This is a genomic window from Actinoplanes sp. TBRC 11911, assembly GCF_012933445.1.
Classification (GTDB): Bacteria; Actinomycetota; Actinomycetes; order Mycobacteriales; family Micromonosporaceae; genus Actinoplanes.
In genome coordinates, this window is the sequence record NZ_JABBNC010000001.1 from 179,022 (window position 1) to 198,195 (window position 19,174).

Annotated in this window: 14 protein-coding genes; 7 read left to right on the top strand and 7 right to left on the bottom strand. The window is 71.7% G+C overall.

Going from position 1 to position 19,174, the window contains the following annotated elements; genetic code table 11:
• Window positions 1–7: 7 nt before the first annotated feature.
• Complete coding sequence (locus tag HH310_RS00780) at window positions 8–346, bottom strand: DUF4440 domain-containing protein (RefSeq protein WP_169173398.1); 339 nt, start codon at window positions 344–346, stop codon at window positions 8–10.
• Between the two features lie 159 nt (window positions 347–505).
• On the opposite strand from HH310_RS00780, the gene HH310_RS00785 reads away from it, so the two are divergent.
• From HH310_RS00785 to HH310_RS00805, 5 genes are all read left to right on the top strand, one after another.
• Window positions 506–1,387: a LysR family transcriptional regulator gene (locus tag HH310_RS00785; RefSeq protein WP_169173399.1), complete on the top strand. Its 882-nt coding sequence runs from the start codon at window positions 506–508 to the stop codon at window positions 1,385–1,387.
• Window positions 1,388–1,569: 182 nt separating this feature from the next.
• Window positions 1,570–2,673: a glycosyltransferase gene (locus HH310_RS45165; protein ID WP_169173400.1), complete on the top strand. Its 1,104-nt coding sequence runs from the start codon at window positions 1,570–1,572 to the stop codon at window positions 2,671–2,673.
• Between the two features lie 112 nt (window positions 2,674–2,785).
• Window positions 2,786–3,829: a serine/threonine-protein kinase gene (locus HH310_RS00795; protein ID WP_169173401.1), complete on the top strand. Its 1,044-nt coding sequence runs from the start codon at window positions 2,786–2,788 to the stop codon at window positions 3,827–3,829.
• Window positions 3,826–4,929 (top strand): hypothetical protein, encoded by a 1,104-nt coding sequence (locus HH310_RS00800; RefSeq protein WP_169173402.1) that lies wholly within the window; start codon window positions 3,826–3,828, stop codon window positions 4,927–4,929. The genes HH310_RS00795 and HH310_RS00800 overlap by 4 nt, the downstream gene beginning before the upstream one ends.
• Entirely contained in the window at window positions 4,917–6,518 is a 1,602-nt protein-coding gene (locus tag HH310_RS00805; protein ID WP_211191595.1) for a substrate-binding domain-containing protein, read from the top strand. The genes HH310_RS00800 and HH310_RS00805 overlap by 13 nt, the downstream gene beginning before the upstream one ends.
• 118 nt (window positions 6,519–6,636) lie before the next feature.
• Here HH310_RS00805 and HH310_RS00810 read toward each other — a convergent pair whose 3' ends face one another.
• The 6 genes from HH310_RS00810 to HH310_RS00835 form a co-directional block, all read right to left on the bottom strand.
• Window positions 6,637–8,028 (bottom strand): FAD-binding oxidoreductase, encoded by a 1,392-nt coding sequence (locus HH310_RS00810; RefSeq protein ID WP_169173403.1) that lies wholly within the window; start codon window positions 8,026–8,028, stop codon window positions 6,637–6,639.
• A gap of 127 nt (window positions 8,029–8,155) precedes the next feature.
• Entirely contained in the window at window positions 8,156–10,876 is a 2,721-nt protein-coding gene (locus tag HH310_RS00815; RefSeq protein WP_312033736.1) for an AAA family ATPase, read from the bottom strand.
• Between the two features lie 91 nt (window positions 10,877–10,967).
• Complete coding sequence (locus HH310_RS00820; RefSeq protein WP_169173404.1) at window positions 10,968–11,732, bottom strand: alpha/beta fold hydrolase; 765 nt, start codon at window positions 11,730–11,732, stop codon at window positions 10,968–10,970.
• A 164-nt stretch (window positions 11,733–11,896) separates the two neighbouring features.
• A complete protein-coding gene (locus HH310_RS00825; protein ID WP_169173405.1) occupies window positions 11,897–13,138 on the bottom strand; it encodes a GMC family oxidoreductase in 1,242 nt (413 codons plus the stop codon).
• 72 nt (window positions 13,139–13,210) lie between these two features.
• On the bottom strand, window positions 13,211–13,774 hold the full coding sequence (locus HH310_RS45170; RefSeq protein ID WP_169173406.1) for a sigma-70 family RNA polymerase sigma factor: 564 nt from the start codon (window positions 13,772–13,774) through the stop codon (window positions 13,211–13,213).
• Window positions 13,775–14,625: 851 nt separating this feature from the next.
• Complete coding sequence (locus HH310_RS00835) at window positions 14,626–15,780, bottom strand: MFS transporter (protein WP_169173407.1); 1,155 nt, start codon at window positions 15,778–15,780, stop codon at window positions 14,626–14,628.
• 235 nt (window positions 15,781–16,015) lie between these two features.
• Between HH310_RS00835 and HH310_RS00840 the strand changes: the two genes are divergently transcribed.
• Together HH310_RS00840 and HH310_RS00845 are read left to right on the top strand one after the other, a co-directional pair.
• Window positions 16,016–16,864, top strand: coding sequence for a helix-turn-helix domain-containing protein (locus HH310_RS00840; protein WP_169173408.1), 849 nt, complete (start codon window positions 16,016–16,018; stop codon window positions 16,862–16,864).
• Window positions 16,865–17,351: 487 nt separating this feature from the next.
• Window positions 17,352–17,879: a F0F1 ATP synthase subunit B gene (locus tag HH310_RS00845; RefSeq protein WP_169173409.1), complete on the top strand. Its 528-nt coding sequence runs from the start codon at window positions 17,352–17,354 to the stop codon at window positions 17,877–17,879.
• The last annotated feature ends 1,295 nt before the right edge of the window (window positions 17,880–19,174 follow it).

Sequence of the window (19,174 nt, forward strand, 5' to 3'; positions counted from 1 at the left end):
CCCGCCGTCAGTCGGTGATCGCCGTCTGCTGGTGGTACCGCAGGAGCCACTCGCCGGACCCGTCGCGCACCCACACCGAGCTGTGCATGATCGTGTCGTCGCGATAGGTCAGCAACACCACGCCCGGTGCGAGGCTCGCGGACTCCACCTCCGTCATCGGCTGCTGCACGTAGCCGACCTGCCCGGCCAGGGCCTCGATCACCCCCTCGGCGTCCCACGCGCGGCCGGTGCGGTCCACCTCGATGAAAGCGGGGTCAAGCAGCGCGCGCACCGCCGCACGGTCGCGGCGGACCTGCGGGCGCTGAAGCGCGGCCTCGTTCTCGACGATGCGTTCGAAGTCGTCCATCACGTTCCCTTCGTTCTCGTGAAGCCTGACGTTCAAAACGACGGATTGTTGCCACACCGGTCAGTTATCCGCGTCACCAAACGTTGCCGCCGCGATCGCGCTCATGCACAGTTCTAACGGTTGAAACTAAATCTAAACGTTAGGACGAACGAAGGACGGATGGCTACCTTACGGGCGCTCGAGTGCTTGGTATCCCTTGTGGACAAGGGTTCGTTCACCGAGGCGGCAGCCGCGCTGCACATGACTCAGCCGGCGTTGTCGCACCAGATCATGGCCCTCGAACGGGAACTAGGCACCCGGCTCGTGGAGCGTCTGCCGCGCGGCGTGCGCCCGACGGCGGCCGGCCGCGCGGCCGCCCAGGAAGCCCGCGCCGCCCTCCAGCACGCCGCCCGTGCCATCACCGCGGGCCGCCGCGCCGCGCGGGGCGAGGCCGGCGTCCTGCGGGTAGCCACCCTGGAAACCCTCACGCCATGGCTGCTCGCGCCGACGATCCAGGCGTGGCACCGCCGGCACCCCGAGGTCGATTTCGAGCTGAGCGAGTTCACCAGCACCGCGCGCATGGACAGCGTCATGACCTCGCAGTACGCCGATCTGATCGTCGGCCCGAAGCCGGCACGCACCGCGCACCACGTCGAGCCGCTGGGCCGCGAGGAGATGGTGGTGGTCGCCGGCGGCGCGCACGCCTTCGCCGCCCGCCCGGCCGTCAGCGTCGCGGCCCTGACCGACCAGCCGTTCATCCGCCACGATCCGGACGTCGACGACCTGGCCTCGCGGCACAAGCTGACCCTCACCCCGGTCCTGCACACCCGCAACCAGTGCACCGCCGCCGCCCTGGCCATGGCCGGACTCGGCGTCACGATCGTGCCCGTCTCGGCCCTGTGCGGCCGCGACGACGGAACGGTGCGCCCGCTGCAGCCGCAGCTCTACCGCGACATCGTCGCAACCCTGGCCGCCCCGACCGACCAGCTGACCCGCAGATTCGTAGCCGACCTCCAGCGACGCGGCCTGCCAGGCGACGGCCGGGCTCGAGCAGCCGGATAAGGCCCGCCGGACAAAGCCGCACGACCAGGTCCGGCGGCCCGATACTCGGCAGGTTCACCCACCAGAACGCCTCCTCGCAGCGGGTCCTGACCAAGGCCCCACCGAGCCGGGACGGGTGGCCTCGATCACGCCGACGTCCCGGAAGGTATCCGGAAAGCATCACGCCGACCTACCTTGTGATCGTGCGGCTTCTCGTCTCGACCACCGCCGGAGTCGGTCACCTGCGGCCCCTCCTGCCGTTCGCGTCCGCCGCCCGCGACGCCGGCCACGAGGTCCTCTTCGCCGCCCCGCGCTCCCTGGCCGCGAAGGTCGAATCGTACGGATATCGGGTGATGCCGTTCGACGACGCCTCGGCCGCCGCCCCGATGGGGATGAGCGCGGCGGACGATCGCCCGCTGTTCGCCCGCATCATCGGCGACCCCGCGCCGCGTGCCGCGCTGCCCGGCCTGCTGGCTACGTTCGAGCAGTTCCGGCCCGATCTGGTGCTGCGCGACGACGCCGAGATGGGTTCGATGGTCGCGGCCGAGGCGCACGGCGTCCCGGACATCGCGGTGTTCTCCAGCGTGCACCGCGCCCAAGTCCGTCTGCTGAGCGCGGCGCTGCCCCTGCTCGGCCCGGCCCGCGTCGTGGCCGGCCTGCCGGAACAGGGCGGTGAGTCGCTGGCGGACATGCGGGTCGTGTCGTTGTTCCCGGAGTCGTTCGACCCGGCCGACGGCCCGCCGCCGCCGCACCGGTTCCGCACCGGCGGCACGGTCCGGAAGGTCGCGCGTACCCGGCCGCTGATCTACCTCTCGTTCGGCACGATCGCGTCGGCCTCGGCCATGGGTGGCGCGCTCCTGCGCGAGACCGTCGGCGCGCTCGCCGCGCTGCCGGTCGATCTCGTGGTCAGCATCGGCCGCGGCGGGAATCCCGCCCAATGGCAGGGCGCGAACGTCGACGCCCGCCCGTGGGTCGACGAGGACGAGGTCCTGCCCCAGTCCGCCGCCGTCGTCTGTCACGGCGGCGGTGGCACCACCCTCGCCGCGCTGCGGTCCGGCGTGCCGCTCGTCGTGCTGCCGCAGTTCGGGGATCAGCCCGCGGTCGCCGAGGCGGTCCAGGCCAGCGGCGCCGGGCTCGGCCTTTCCCGCCGGCCCGGTCCGGCCGCGACCCGCGAGGCCGTCGAACAGGTGCTGGGCAAACCCTCCTTCGGTACGCGCGTACGGGCCATCGCCGACGACATCGCGGCCCTGCCCGACGTCGCCGAGGCCGTGCACCTGTTCGCGGAGACCGCCCGACTGCCGAGGTAGATCTGTCGATGAAACTTCAGATGACAGACAGTTCCCGGTCGTCCTGACGCTGGACACCGACAACTAGCATCGATGGCGCCCGACCTCTTGCCTACGCAGCCCGGAGTGGATAGTGCGCGGAGCAATCGGCCCCTACGAGTTGAAGACGCTGATCGGCCGGGGCGGCATGGGCGAGGTCTGGGAAAGCATCGACTCCCGCAACAACCGGCGGGTCGCGCTGAAGATCCTCACCGACGAGGCGCTGCGCAACGAGGAACTGCGGGCCCGCTTCCTGCTCGAGATGGAGGTGGCGTCCGAGATCGAGAACCCGTACGTGGTTCCCGTCTACGACTTCGGGATCGGCCCACCGCCGTACATCGCCATGCCGTTGATCCGGGGTGGCAACCTGGCCACCGAGATCAAGGCGGGACGGATGACCGCCGGCCGTGCCGTGCTGATCGTGGAGCAGGTCGCGTCGGCGCTGGCCGCGGCGCACCGCAAGGGTCTGCGGCACCGCGACGTCAAGCCGTCCAACATCCTGCTCGACGTGGGCGTGCGCGAGGGCGTCGACCACGCGTACCTGATCGACTGGGGCATCGCGCACCGCGTCGACACGAGCGACCCGGCCATCACCCGCAACGGTCAGATGGTCGGCACCCCGCCGTACATCGCGCCGGAACGCCTGATGGGCACCCAGGCCGACCATCGGGCGGACATCTACTCGCTGGCCGTCGTGCTGTACGAGTCGCTGTCCGGGGTGCTGCCGTTCGGCGCCGAGGGCAAGCCGTTCCCGCTGGTCGCCCATCTGTTCGATCCGCCCCGGCCGCTGCCGCCGGAGGTGCCCGCGCCGCTGCGCGAGGTGGTGATGAAGGGGCTGGCCAAGGATCCGGACGACCGTTATCCGGAGGCGAGCGCGTTCGGCCGGGCCGCGCACGAGGCGCTCGGCGCTCCGGTTACCGCGCCGGTACGGCGTCGTCCGGCCGTTCTGCCGGTCGCCGCCGGCACGGCCGGGCTGGGCGCCGGTTTCGCGCTTTCCTCGGCCGGGCTGCTGGACGGTCTGCCGGTGTGGCTGTGGCCGCTGCTCGGGCCGGCCTTCGCGGCGCTGGCGTGGCTCACCCAATCGCGGAGCAGGACCCCGGACACCACCAGGACCATGACCCTCAGAAGGACGCGATGACGCGGGTTCGGATTCTCCTCGGCGCGGCGAGCGTCGCGCTGCTGCTGATCGTCGGATTCGCCGTGGTCCGCAACGTGCTGCACACCGGCGAGCCGCGCGCCGCCGACTGTGCCGCGAAGGTGGTGGCGGCACGCGGCATCGTCGGCTCGGAGAAGGAGGCGTTCCTGCGCGACGCCCGGGTGCGGCAGATCTTCCGATGCGCGGGCCTCGACCTGCGGATCGACCCGAGCGGATCCCGCGAGATGGTCGCGGCCATGCGCAACGGGACGCAGCGTTACGACTTCGCGTTCCCGTCGAGCACCCCGACGGCCCGCAAGATCATGGAGTTGTCGCACGTCACCGAGGCCGTCCGGCCCTTCTCCTCGGTGATGGCGGTGGCCACCTTCACGGACACGGCAGCGGTGCTGCGAGCCAACGGCGTCATCAAGAAGGTCGGCGGGTCGGACGTCATCCTCGTACAAAAGCTGATTGATCTTGCTCGGTCCGGCACGCGCTGGCGGCAGCTCGCCGGAAACCAGGACTCGCCGAACGGCAACGTGGTCCTGATGCGCACCACCGACCCGGCCGACTCGAACTCCGCGATCATGTTCCTGTCCATCGTGTCCGCGGTGCTCAACGGCGACCAGCCGATCGCCGGAACGGACGCGCTCGGCAAGGTCATGCCGGACCTGTGCCGGCTGATGTCGTATCAGGGCCAGAAGCCCAACACCAGCGAGGTGCTGTTCGGCGAGTACGTCACCGACGGCCCCAGCCGTACGCCGATGGCCCTGGTCTACGAGTCGCAATACCTCGACCAGGCGTCCCCGGAGCAGGTGCCCGACGACGGCAAGCACGTGATGCTCTTCCCCAGCCCCACCGTGTACGCCTGGCACACCCTGCTTCCGTTCACCGATGCCGGCCGTACCGTGGGCCGTCTGCTGCGGGACGACGCCGAGCTCAAGGACATCGCCGCGCGGTACGGGTTCCGTCCCGAGGGCCGGGCGCTACCGGACCGGCCCCATCCGCCGGTGGTCGTGGAACCACCCGACTACCCGGTGCTCGAAACCATGCTCGACCAGCTCGGCGGCTTCAACCAGGAGACCGGGAAATGCGCGAGATGACGCGCCGGGTTTGCGCCGCGGTCGTGGCGCTGGCCCTGCTGGCCGGATGCACCCCGTCGCATGACGACCCGCCCGCCCCGGCCGTCACCGCCGGGCCGCCGGTCACGTTGCGGGTGCTGGCCGGCAGCGAGCTGGCCGACATGCAGCCGATTCTCGACCAGGCCGCGAAGGCCACCGGCGTCACCGTCAAGATGACGTTCACGGGCAGCCTCGAAGGCGCCGAGACCGTGGCGTCCGGCAAGGCCGACGGGGCGTACGACGCGCTCTGGTTCTCCTCGAACCGCTACCTGGAGACGCTGGCCGACGGCAAGCGACGGCTGGGGACGGCGACCCGGATCATGAGTTCGCCGGTGCTGCTCGGCCTGCGCGAGTCCACCGCCCGCAAGCTCGGCTGGACCGGGCGCGCGGTGAGCTGGCCGGACATCGTGGCGGCCGCCTCCGCCGGGAAGTTCACGTTCGCGATGACCAATCCGGCGGACTCCAACACCGGCTTCTCGGCCCTCGTCGCCGGCGCGTCCGCCCTGGACAGCAGCGGGCGCGCCCTGGACGCGGCGGCCATCGACCGGGTCGCGGCGCCGCTCACCGGCTTCTTCCGCGCCCAGCAGCTCACCGCGGGCTCGTCGGGCTGGCTCACCGACGCGTTCGTCAAGCGGACGCCCCCCTTGGACGGGCTGTTCAACTACGAGAGCTCACTGGTCGAGCTGAATCGCGCGAACAAGCTGTCCGAGCCCCTCACGCTGATCTACCCGGCCGACGGCGTGGTCAGCGCGGACTACCCGCTGACGCTGCTCGCCCGGGCGCCGGCCGAGGCCCGGGACGCGCACCAGCGGCTCACCGACTATCTGCGGACCGAGGCGGTGCAGCGGCAGATCGCGGATTCGACGGCCCGGCGCCCGGCGGTGGCGAGCGTGCCGCGCCCGGCCGGCCTGCCGGAATCCCCGGTCGAGCTGCCCTTCCCGGAGACCCGCGCCGCGATCGACGCTCTGCTGACCGCCTACCTCGACCGGCTGCGGCGGCCGTCGCGCACGGTGTACGTGCTCGATCTGTCCGGTTCCATGAAGGGTGCGCGGATCGCCGCGCTGAAGGGTGCGTTGTCCGGGCTCACCGGCGTGAACACGTCGCTGACCGGCTCGTACTGCCGGTTCCGCAGCCGCGAGGACGTGGTGCTGCTGCCGTTCAGCGACACCCCCGGCAGGCCGCTGGTGTATCCGATCGACGCGGCGGACCCGCAGCCGTCGCGCGACCGTCTGCGCGGCGCGATCGGGACGTTGCAGGTGCACGGCAACACGGCCGTCTACGACTCGCTGATCGCCGCGTACCAGGGGCTGACGCCGGCGATGGCCAAGGACCGTTTCGTGAGCATCGTGCTGATGACCGACGGCGAGAGCAATCGGGGGCGCGATCTGGCCGCGTTCACGAAGTTTCTGGCCGCGCGCGGTGCCGCCGCGATCCCGGTGTTCCCGGTCCTGTTCGGCGAGGCCAGCCAGGCGCAGATGCGCGCGATCGCCACGGCCACCGGCGGCGAGCTGTGGGACGCGCGCGGCGGGGATCTCACCCGTGCGTTCTGCCAGATCCGCGGCTATCAGTAGGCCGTGGTTCCTCCTCTGGGGAGGATGACCGCACCTGCCGGACGGTGGATGCTTCGGCCCATGGGTTGGTTGATGTGGGGCCTTATCCTGCCGATTCTGCTGGTCGTGGCGGGGGTGATCACGCTGCGGCGACGTCGCTGATGTTCTGGTTGATCCGGAACAGGTTCTTCGGGTCGTACCGGTGCTTGATCTGGGTCAGCCGCTCGTACGCCTCCGGGTCGTAGCCGGTCGCCACCACCTCGGGCGCCACGTCGAACACCTCCATGAAGTTGACCGAGCGGCGGCCGGTGTCCCAGGACGCCAGCGCGCCCATCATCTCCGCCAGGCGCGGGTGGATCGACTCTGCCATGCCGGGTTCACCGTCCGTGCCGGCGAAGAACTGGAACGGCGCGGCCCGGTTGCCGACCGCGTCGGGGGTCGCGGGCGCCTCCGCCATCGCGCCACCGAGCTGCCGGATCTCGATCAGCGAGATCGAGGTGCCGGAGCCGGGTCCGGCCGCGTCCACGAGCCGGTCGGCGGCCTCCGCCGGGAAGTCCGAGAGCAGCGTCGCGATCCCGTATCCCGGCACCGGGCGCACCGGCTCGGCGTGGATCGAGCCGATCGCCGTGTACGGCATCTCCGCCACGGTGTCGACCACCGGCGGCGCCGCGGCCCGCAGATCGGCGACGAGCGCCTCGCCGTCCTCGGCCGACCCCAGGTATGCGATCCGCACGTGCACGGACAACCGGCCCCGCAACGGCTCGGGCAGTTCTGGCACCGGCGGCAGCCGCAGGAACGCGACCGAGGTGGTGAACTCCCGGGGCGTGTTCGCGAGCAGCCGGCGGAACGCGGCGAGCACCTCGGTCGCGTCCTCACCGGCGTAGTACAGGCCGCCGCCGTACAGCCGGGTGACCGGGAAGAGGTCGATGGTCAGGGCGGTGACCACACCGAAGTTGCCCTTGCCGCCGCGCAGCGCCCAGAACAGGTCGGGAAACGCGGTCGCGTCCACGTGACGCTTCTCGCCGTCCGGCGTGACGATCTCGACGGACCGGACGTGGTCGGCCGCGAACCCGTACGTGCGGCCCAGCACCGGGCTGAGCCCGCCGCCGAGTGTCAGGCCCACCACGCCCACCGTCACGTTGGAGCCGACGATCGGGGCCAGCCCGGCCGCGGCGGCCTTCTCGACGAGGGACTGCACCACCGCGCCGCCGCCCACGGTCGCGGTCCGGGCCGCCGCGTCGATGACGATCCCGTCGAGGCGGCGCAGGTTGATCAGGAGCGCGCCGTCGGACGGGATCAGCGCGCCGTGGCCGGTGGCGAGGACCGCGATCGGCAGGTTGCGGGCCTCGGCGAAGCGTACGGCGGCCTGCACGTCCGCCACGCCGGTGGCGCCGACGACGACGGCCGGGTGCTGGGGCACGGCCTGGTTCCAGGCCGCGGTCTCCTCCTCGTACCCTTCGTCGCCGGGCGTCAGGACCGGGCCGGCGACCTCGGCGGTCAGGGCGTCGAGGTCGGCAGAGTCGATGATCATTTGAGTCTTCTTCCGAAGGTGGCGGGTCGCGCTTCGGAAACGCAATCGATCACCCGGAATTCGGTCAGGGGCGTGTCTGCTCGGTCACCCCCACGCGGCCGGCTTCCGCTGCGTCTGATCCCGGCCATCAGCGCAGCGCGGCCCCCAGCTCGCGCCGCGAACCGATGCCCAGCTTGGTGAAAACCTTGCGCAGATGCCATTCCACCGTACGCGGACTGAGGAACAGCACCGCGCCGATCTCCACATTGGTGCGTCCCGCCACGGCCAGGCGCGCGATCTGACTCTCCTGCGCGGTCAGTTCGTCGGGCACGTGCGCGACCCGTTTGCGGACCGTCTCGCCGGTCGCGGTCAGCTCCCGCCCGGCCCGTTCCGCGAACGCCTCGGCCCCCATCGTGAGCAACGCCTGATGGGCGCCGCGAAGCTGCTCGCGCGCCTCGGTCCGCCGGTTCTCCCGGCGCAGCCACTCGCCGAACATCAGCCGGGCGCGGGCCACCTGCAATCCGAGGCGCCCGGCCGGGATCCGCTCGATCGCCTCCCGGAAGTGTTCCTCGGCACGACCGGGCGGACCGGCCAGCGCGTCGGCCAAGGCTTGAGTACCGAGCGCCCATTCGGTGCCGGACGCGGCGGTCTGCTCGGCGAGGCGTTCCCGTGCTTCGGCGGCGCCCCCGACTTCCCCGGTACGCGTCGCCGCCTCGATCTGTTCGGTCAGCACCCAGTGGTAGAAGCCGAGATCCGGGTACTCGGCGGCGCGGGTCGCGGCCTCCAGCGCGGCCGGGTACCGTCCCGTTCCGTTGTACAGCACGGCGCGTACGTGATCGGCCATGTTGAGCGTGCGGCCCTCGCCACGCGCCGAAGCGCCGCGGGTGACCTTGTCGATCAGTTCGAGCGCCGGTCCCGCATCACCACGGAAGGCGAGCAGGTTCATCGGCCCGGACGGGTCCGGCGGAATCCGGGTGGCCTTGCCGTACGCGTCCATCTCGTCGAGCAGCGCCGAGGCGTCGGCGAAGCGACCGGCGTACATCAGCGCGCCGGCCCGCAACGACAGCGCGGACGGCAGCAGCGATATCGAGCCGGTGCCGCGGGCGAAGCCGACCGCCTGATCGGTGACGCGGTGCCAGAACTCGTCGTCCCACAGCTCGTGCGCCACCGGGATGGTCAGCCACAGCAGGCCGACCTCGTCGCACGCGGCCAACGCCTTCTTCAGCAGCGGCGCGGCCGCCCGCAACCCGTCGAGAACCCAGGTCGCGAGCCCGGTGAGCAGCAGCCCCTGCGGCTCGGCTCCGGGTGTGAGGGCGCGTGCGGCCTCGGCGACCCGTCGTGCGTCCGTGCCGCCCAGCCGCCCGGCGTGCAGCGTGGCGCCGAGCGCCGTCAGATATGTCTCCCGGGCCGCGACCAGGTCCAGGTCTTCGAGCCGCCGGGCCGCGTCCAGCAGCAGCGGTCCGGCCTCACGCCCCGGGTTCAGCGCGAACGCCACCTGCGCCCGCAGCCGCTCGGCCTCGGCGCGTTGCATCGGGTCGAGCGGGCCCAGCTCGGCCGCGTCCACCAGTTCCGGCACCAGGGCCGGCTGACCGGATCGAAGCCGGGCGTTCGCCGCGGCCAGGACCCGGGCCGCACGTGGTTTCGGATCGGGGCTGAGCTCCGCGGCGCGTTGCAGGAACGCGGCCGCGGCGGCCCGGCCACCGCGGGCCAGCGCCCGGCCGGCGCAGCGTTCGAGTTCCTCGGCGACCGACTCGTCCGGGCCGATCGCGGCGTGCGCGCGGTGCCAGGCCCGGCGATCCGGGTCGGCGCCGGGGTCGGTGGCCTCGGCGAGCGCCGCGTGCACCGCCCGCAGCTCGGTGTCCTCGGCGCACCGCCAGCTCGCCGACCGTACGAGGGGATGCCGGAAGCGGACCCGGGTGCCGATCTCGACCAGTCCGGCGGCCTCGGCCGGCGCCGCGGCGTCCGGCCCGACGCCGAGCCGCTGCAGCGCCCGCCAGAGCAGCGGCACGTCGCCGATCGGCTCGACGGCGGCGGCGAGCAGCAGCGTGCGGGTGTTGGCCGGCAGCAGCGCGATGCGCCGCTGGAAGCCCTCCTCGACGCGACCGGCCAGCGAGCTCGGGCCGTGCCCGCCCCCGCGGCCGCCGAGGCCGAACGCCAGCTCGGCGGCGGTGAGCCCGCGCGGCAACTCGAGCAGCGCCAGGGGGTTGCCGCGGGTCTCGGCGACGATCCGGTCGCGCACCCGGTTGTCGACCGGGCCGGGCAGCACCGAGTCGAGCAGGGCGCGCGCGTCCGCGTCCGCGAGGCCCGGCACCCGCATCTCGGGCATGCCGTCGAGAATCCGCTCGTCGCCGGGGCTGCGGGACGCGAAGACCAGGGCCACCGATTCCGAGTCCAGCCGCCGCGCCACGAAGGTGAGGATCACCTCGGACATCCGGTCCAGCCACTGCACGTCGTCGACGACGCAGATCAGCGGCTGCTCGGTGGCGGCGTCGGCGAACAGGCCGAGCACGGCCAGCCCGATCAGCAACGCGTCCGGCGGCGGCCCGGCGGCGAGCCCGAGGCCGGTGGCCAGCGCCTGCCGCTGCGGCTCGGGCAGCCGGTCGAGGCCGCCGAGCAGCGGCGCGACCAGTTGCTGCAGGGCCGAGTAGGCGATCTCGGTCTCCGGTTCCACCCCGGCGGCGCGGACCACCCGCCCGGCCGCGGCGGCGTCGCTCAGATAGTCCAGCAGAGCGGTCTTGCCGGAGCCCGCCTCGCCGCGCAGCACCAGCACCCGGCTCTGCCCGCCGCGGACGTCGCGCAGCAGCCGGTCCAGGTGTTCCAGCTCACGCCGGCGTCCCCGCAACACCACATGCTCGCTGTAGATCGGCACGTCAACCCCCTGCGGAGGAGGCTACCGGCGCCGCCGCGGCCGAGCAGCCGAAGGTGACCCTGGACTCACGCCCGGCGTACCACCAGACAGCTCAGCGCGCCGCCACCAGACGGGCGATGTCGGCCGGCCGCGCCAGGTGCGGGAAATGGCTGTCCGGCAACACCATGACGTCCACTCGCGGCAGGTGGCTGGTCATCCATTTCCGGTACGCCACGGGCGGCTCGGACGCGGTGACCCAGCGATAGCCGACCCCGTTCCCGGCGATGGCGTGCAGATCGCGGCCCCGCTCGCCCCGGATCGCGTCGTCGTCCTCGGTGAGCGCCTCGTCGTAGTACCCGAGCAGCAGCTCTTTTCGGGGCCGCCCGGCTCTGCTCACCAGGGAGCGGGCGGGGGCCGGCAGCCGTTGCGCCCCGAGCCCGGCGAGGATGCCGTCCCACGCGTCGCGCCAGTGCCCGCCGCGCAGTCCGGGCCCGGCGTCGCGAATGGCGTTGTCCGGCAGCAGCGCCTGGTCGATGTTCAGCACGCTGTGCACCGGATAGCGGGCCGCGTACGCGGTGGCGACGGCCGCGCCGACCCCGTGCCCGACGATTGCCGGCGCCGGCAGCCCGGCCGCGGTCACCGCGCAGTGCACCTGGGTGGCGACGTCCGCGGCCCGATACGAGTCCTGCACCGGGGACGCCCCGTGCCCGGGCAGGTCGAGCGCCAGCGCGAGGCGCGCCGGTTCGAGCACCTGCAGCTCGCGCAGCAGCGGACCCCAGTGCCGCCGGTCGAAGGTGAGTCCGTGCAGCAGCACCAGCGGCGGACGGTCGTCGGGCAGTCCGGTCAGGGTTCCGCTCAGGGCATCGAACAGTGGCACGTGGCGCTCCTTCGATGAGGCAGCTCGCCGACGTCGATGTCGCGGTCATTTCTCACAACGAGCGAAAACAGCCGCGGTATCGCTTTTGTGACCCACGGCATGAACTCGATTGCTTTTGTGACCCACGGCATGAACCCAATTGCTTTGTGACTCATGGCATGAACTCAGCGGCCGGCGTCACCGAGGATGAGGTCGGCGGCGCGCTCGGCGATGGCGTACCCGGTCGCGGTGAGGTCGGCCGACGGGATCGAAGGCATCACCGAGGCGTCCGCGACGTGGACGCCGCCGACGCCACGCAGGCGCAGCCCACCGTCCACAACGGAACCGAGGGCGAGCGTCCCGGCCCATTGCCCGTACGAGGTGACGGTCCGCCGGGCGTAGTCGCTCAGTTCGCGTTCCTCGCCGTTCGCCGGGCCGGGCACCTCCTCGCCCGCCAGCCAGCCGGACAGGGCCGCGGTGGCGGCGATGCGGCGGCCGAGGCGCAGGCCGGCCACGACGGCGGCGGCGTCCCGTTCGTCGCGATAGAAGTTCGCTTCGATCAGCGGGGGCGTGCCCGGCACCGCGTCGGCGAGCCGCAGCCGGCCACGGCTGTGCGGCCGGACGACCGACACGGCGATGTCGTCGCCGAAGATGAGCCGCAGGTCCGGTCCGCTCAGCTCGGGCCGGCTGCGCACCAGACCGATCGCCCGGCCGGACGGGCGCTGCCGGGTCCGGTACACGAGCCGCGCGACCGGGTGTGCCTGCACGTTCGCGCCGACCCCGGGCAGGTCCGCGACCACGTCGATGCCCAGGTCGCCTAGGTGGCCGGCCGGTCCGATCCCGGAGAGCATGAGCAGCTGCGCCGACTCGGCGGCGCCGGCCGCGACGACGACCTGCCCGGCGGAGACCGAGAACAGCCGGGAGCCGACGCTGTAGTCCACGCCCACCGCCCGCCCCTTCGCGAAGCGCAGCCGGTGCACCAGAGCGCCCGCGACGACGTTGGCGGCGGGCACCGGGTACGCGCCGTCGACGCTGTCCACCGTGCCGAAACCCTCGTCCCAGCCGGCGCCGAGGTCGGCCGCCCGGTGCTCGCCGGCCTCCGCCGCGGCGTCCAGCACCGCGGCCATGAACGGGCTCGTCTCGGCCGGCGGCGCCACGGTGAGCGGGCCGCCGCGCCCGCGCAGAATCAGATCCCGCCCGTACGCATTCTCGGAACGTTTGAAGTACGGCAGGAGATCGTAGAAACTCCAGTCCTCGCCCCATTGGTGATAAGCGCTGCGGTGACCGCGGGCGAAATGATTGACGGAACGTTTCCGGGCACCGTTCTCGATCAGCAGAACCTTGCGCCGGGCACCCTCGGCGAGCCGCGCGGCGAGGACATCAGCGGCGTCGTCACCACCGACCACGATCACGTCGTGGGTCTCCATACCAACCCCCCGATCCACACCAAAAATAGGCATCGGAAACCCGGAAAACCGGCCGAGGTCGGTAACGTCACGTCATTGAACGCCGGGCCCTTCGCACAGGACCGCGTCCCGCAGGCTGCGCAGCGCGTAGAAGGTTCGCGACTTCACCGTGCCGAGCGGGATGCCCAGCCGGCGGGCAGCCTCCTTTGTCGAGGAACCGTGGAGGTAGAGCTCGGCCAGAATCATGCGCTGCTCGCGGCTCAGGCTCCGGATCGCGCGCCGCATCGCGTCGGCCGCGAGCACGGTCTCGGTCGTCGGGTTCGGGCCGGACACGAGTTCGACGTCGAGCAGGTTCACCTCGGCGGGACGCGTCTGCCGGCTGCGGGCCGCGTCGATGGCTATCCGGCGGGCCACGATGAACAGCCACCGGCGCGAATTCTCCTCCGCCACCGGAACGCGGTCGATGTTGCGCCAAGCACGGATCAGGGTCTCTTGCAGAAGGTCCTCGGCCAGATCGCGTTCGCCGTGGGTCAGGCGCAACAGGAAATGGAACAGCGCGCGGCCGTGCCGATTCTTCAGTTCGGTGATCCGGGCCTCCGCGTCGACCGGTTCGATTACTTCAGGTTCCCCGGAACTTCGCGTGGGTTCCGCTTTCACACCTGAACTGTCGTGCCGGATCGGGCACCATCGCCCCAGGGACTGTCCCTGGGCCGATCCCTGGCCCGTCGGCCGCCGCGCGGTAGCCGGGCGAATCGTGGTCGAGGCTCGTCGCCATGGCCCGCTTGGTCGCCACGTAGTCGACGAACCGGCGCAGCCACGCGGCGATCCCGGCCCACGGATCCATGCCGGCACCGCACGGGTCGAGCAAGCGGCAGCCAGCAACCGGCGTTCTCCGACTCGCAGCCCGCGGCCGACGCCCGCGGCCGAGATGCCCAACGAGCCGCACCTGTCTGCAGGTCGACGCGCGCCTCGCCCCTCCGTCCCACTATGTGGCGATCCCGACCACATTCTGGGCTTGGTCGAGACCTTGGAGAGTTACGCCCACATGCGAACCCGAAGTATCCAAGGTCTACGAAACGTCAGAAAACACGGCCGAACAAACCGGGACGAAACTGGGGAAAAAGACACTCTACTGTGGATTTAATTCTCACGATGTGGACCCGCTACCACCATGTGGTCGCCAATCCCGCACAACGGACGCGCATCCCACATGATGGCGCGCGGCGTCGCCGGCCGGCTACGACGGCGCTGCAGAGCGCGGTGGGGTACCGGCCGACGCTACCCGCCCGGCGAAGCGCAGCAATGCCCGCCCCACGCCGCGATCCCGATCGCCGACGCTACGAAACAGCCTGGGCCGCCATCGTCAGAGCCAACCCGACGCCCAGACGACGCGAGCAACAAAGTCGATACGACCAGATGGCGTAGCGGCAAGTCGATCGGAGCCGAACCTCCGACGCGAAGGTCGCTAGCAGTCCGGGGCGGGCACCACGGATCACGCGGGGCGCGCTTCACCGCCGGTTTGCTTGTGGGGCGCGCGATTTGGCGTACGCAAGCAGGAATGCGCCGACGCCGAGGCTGGTGACCGCCGCGCCCAGCACCGGCAGCAGGCGAAAGTCGGGGCGGATGTCGAGGACCGCGCCGCCGAGGCCCGAGCCGAACGCGACGCCCGCGTTGAACGCCGCGGCAGCCAGCGCCGAGACGACCGCCGACGCGGTTCCGGCGACGTGGATCACATACGACTGCAGCGGCGGCACCATGCCGAACCCCGCCGCACCCAGGAAAATCAAGAGCACCAGCACCGCGTACGCCACCGGGCCGAGCACCCAGAGAGCGACAAGTCCCGCGACGAGCACCGTAAGGATCACCAGCACGGTCGCCACCACGGACCGGTCGGCGAACCGGCCGCCGAGCGTGTTCCCGGCGATGAGCCCGGCGCCGAAGAGCAGCAGAATCCAGGTGACGTCGCGCGGCGCCACACCGGTGACGTCGGTCAGAAACGGGGCGATGTAGGTGTAGGCGACGAACAGTCCGCCATAGCCGAGCGCGATCGCGAGGAAGGCGTACCAGAGGGGTCCGTTGCGCAGCACCCGCAACCCGCCGTCGTCCTCACGCGCCGGCTCGCGGTTGGGCAGCACGACGGCCATCGCCAGGAGGCCGAGCGCGGCGAGCCCCGAAACGATCCAGAACGCCGCCTGCCACCCGTCGGCCCGTCCCGCGAGGTTCCCGACCGGGACGCCGATCACATTCGAGACGGTGAATCCGGTGAACACGACGGCGATCGCGGTCGCCCGGCGGCCGGGCGCGACGAGCCCGGTGGCGACGGTGATGGCGGTGCCGAGGAAGCCGCCGAGCATCGCTCCCGCCACCCCACGGCAGATTCCGATGACGAGCAGCGTGTGCGCGAGGGCGGTGCCGGCGTTGGCGGCCAGGAAGACGGCGGTGAGCGCGAGGACCAGCGGTTTGCGCGGCAGCCGGAGGGTGGCCGCCGCGACGACGGGTCCGCCGAGCATGGCCCCGAGGGCGAAACTGGTGGTCACCCATCCCGCGGCCGACACATCGACGCCGAGCCCTTGACCGATGAGCGGCAACAGCCCGTTCGGCACGAGCTCGGCGGTGCCGAGGGCGAACGCGGTGAGCGCCAGCGCGAAAACAGGAAGCGGCACGCCCCGATCGTCGCCGCGGTCGTGCCAGGCAACCAGTTCCCAGTCTTTCAGCTCCCCGGCAGGGTTGTGGTCCCGCTCTCCGGCCAGCGGTTGCGGCTCCCTCGGAGGGTTGTGGTGCCGCTCTCCGGCCTGCGGTTGCGGCTCCCGGTGAGGGATGGTGTCGCCCTCCCCGCCGACGGTTTCCGTTCCCCGGCAGGGATAGGGTGGCCGTCCCCGGCCGACGTAACGTTGGCGGATGCGGAACCCCGGTGACCTGGCGATCTTCCTGCGTGGCAAGCGGTCGACGCTGCCGCCGGACGCGACTCCGCTGGCCGGCTACGGGATTCGCCGGCGGGTGCCCGGGCTGCGTCGCGAGGAGGTCGCGCAGCTGGCCGGGGTGAGTGTCGCGTATTACACGCGGCTCGAGCAGGGCCACAGCCGCAACGCGTCGGATGAGGTGCTGGTCGCGCTGGCCCGCGCGCTCCAGCTCAGCGTCACCGAGACCGAGCACCTCCTGGACCTCGGCCGAGGCAAGCGACTCCCGGTCCCGACGCCGGACGGCCCCGAACACGCGTCCCCCGCGGCGCTGTCCCTCCTGGCCGTGGTGCAGGACCGTCCCGCGATGATCCTGGGCCGCCGCAACGAGGTCCTGGCCTGGAACCCGCTCGGCCACGCGCTGCTGGCACCGCATCTCGACGCCGACGCCCCGCTGGACCCGGCGACCAGGCCGTCGATGCCCCGCCTGCTCTTCCTGGATCCGGCGGTGCGAGCGATGTACCGCGACTGGCCGGAGGAGGCCGCGGACTATGTCGCCTACCTCCGCCTGATCAGCGGCAAATACCCCGACGACCCGGCCTTGACCCGCATGATCGGCGAGCTGTGCGTACGCGACGACGCGTTCGCCGCCCTGTGGGCAAGCGGCCAGGTCGGCGAGTGCGCCGCCGGCACGAAGCGACTCGAGCACCCGACCGCCGGCCCGATCACCGTCGGCTTCCAGCTGTGGGCCCAAACCGACCGCCCCGACCAGCGCCTGGAAATCTACGAGCTCCAAAACGACCCAGCCGGCACCCACACCCGCTCGTTGCTGGCCGCCGTGCACGCTTAGTTCCCGCTTGCGCACCACCGGCCAACAACCGCCAGGGCCGCCGTGCGCGCTCGGCTCGTAGCGACCGGGTAACAGCGCCGTGTCAGGCAACAGCGCCAGGTTCACGGACAGCACCGCGTCCGAGCCCAGCTCCGCGTTGGCGGACAGCACTGCGTCCGGGCCCAGCGCCGCGTCCGGGCCCAGCACCGCGTCCGGGCCCAGCACCGCGTCCGCGGACAGCGCAGCATTTCCGGACAGCGTCGCGTTGACGGACAACGCCACGTTCACGGACAGCCCCGCGTGCGGCGGGACTCGCGGATCTCGGGTATGCCCACGGATTCGCGGGGGATCACGCGAGTATCGCGGGTCCGCGCCGCCGAGGCACGGCCATGACCCGCGATGGCCAGCGTTGTCGATCACACATAGGATCGGGTCAACTACCGACCGACAGCCAGCGATACCCCCCGTCCCGAGTGATAGTCCACACGAGACAGCAGGAGGAAAGTCAATGGGCTCCGGGCACGACGCACTCACTCCAATCTGGCAAGAAATCGTCCTCGGCATCATCGCCTTCGCGATCGTCAGCTTCGTCCTGATGAGGTTCGTCTTCCCGCTGATGGAGAGGGTCTTCGCGGCGCGGCAAGACGTCATCGAGGGCGGCGTCAAGCGCGCCGAGGCCACCCTGGCCGAGGCGAACGACCTGATCGAGCAATACCGCGCGCAGCTGGCCGAGGCCCACACCGAGGCGGCACAGATCCGCGACCAGGCCCGAGCTGACGCCGAAGCCATCCGCCAGGACGCCCTGACCACAGCCCGCCACCAAGCCGACCGAATCGTCACCGCTGGTCAGCAGCAGCTGGCCGCCCAGCGCGAGGCCATCGTCACCGACCTGCGCGCTGCGGTCGGCGCCCTAGCCGTCGACCTCAGCGGCCGAATCGTGGGCGAGTCGCTGGCCGACGAGGCACGCGCCCGCGGCACCGTCGACCGTTTCCTCGACGAACTCGGCGCGGCCGGCTCCACAAGCGGCCGACACTGACCACGCGTCATCGTTTTAGCCCACGGTTCCAACGCGCCCCGTCCGTACAGCACGGGAGCCGCAATCTCGGGCGCGTGAGCGGCCGACCAAACAACCCGGATGCCGAAGGGGGCCGCGTGGCCGTCGACCGCTCGGCCGGAGACTCACCGGCCCACGTGATCTCTGTGTGGCAAGGCAGCCGAGCTCTCAAGAAGTGATCGGGGCACGCGGGCGGTCGTTCTATTGGCGACGGGCCACTAGGCTTTTGATTGACGCGTGTGGCGGTGGCCGAGCTTTCGGTCTGCCGGATTGTCGAGGTCGGCCGTTGACGACTGACGACTGACTCCCACCTCCTCGTGCGCTAGCCGCGCTGCCTGTCTCCAGCGTCGAGCGCGATTCCGCAACAGCTTCGTGCTCGCGGTGTGCCGACGCCCGGACTGGGTTGCGGGCGGCGGCCGCTTTCGATCGCTGTAGCGGGCCGGTGAGTAGGGCGGGTTTGGGTTTGGCTTTCGGCTCGCCACCGCCTGCCGTCTGCGCTTCCGTGGAACGTGTGCGGTCGGGTGGTTGATCTGCGAGCGGCTGACGTGCGGCGTGACCAACTCGCAGCGGCCGGCCGTGACCGGAAGGCGACATCGGCTCGCCGGGCTCTGCGTTACGCGCCGTGTAGGCCTTCGCCGTGCGCGCCGGCGCGGACCTCCGATGGGTGTCCGGCGAAGGCGCGGCACGGTCGATGGCCGGCGACGGCGCGCTATCCGCCGACGGCATGGCATCAACGACCCGAGACGGCGCGGCGGCAATGATCGGCGGCCGCGCGGCACGCACAATCCGAGACCCCGCGGCGGCAACTGGAGACGGCGCGGCGCTCACAGGCTGAGACGCCGTGTCGGCGGCAACTGGAGAGAACGCGGCAGGCACAACCTGAGACGCCTCGGCCCGGATGACCGGAGACGACGCGGCGGGGACGTCTGCGGAAGGCGCGACGTGGACAGCCGAAGACGTCGCGGCGCCGACGACCGGAGGCGGCGTGGCAGGAGCGACCGAAGGGGGCCTGGCAGGAGCAACCGAAGACGGCCTGGCAGGAGCGACCGAAGGGGGCCTGGCAGGAGCAACCGAAGACGGCCTGGCGGGGGCAACGGGAGTCGTCTCGGTGCGGACGACCGGCGACCCAGCGGCAGAGGCGACCGCCGCCGGCGCGGCGCGGGCGACCGGCCGCACGGGGCGAACGGCTGGAGGTGCCTTTGCCGAGGGTGAAGAGCGGGGACGCGGCGGGGGCGCGGTTTCACGGCGGGCCGGCGGGCGCGGGCTTCTCGGGTTTT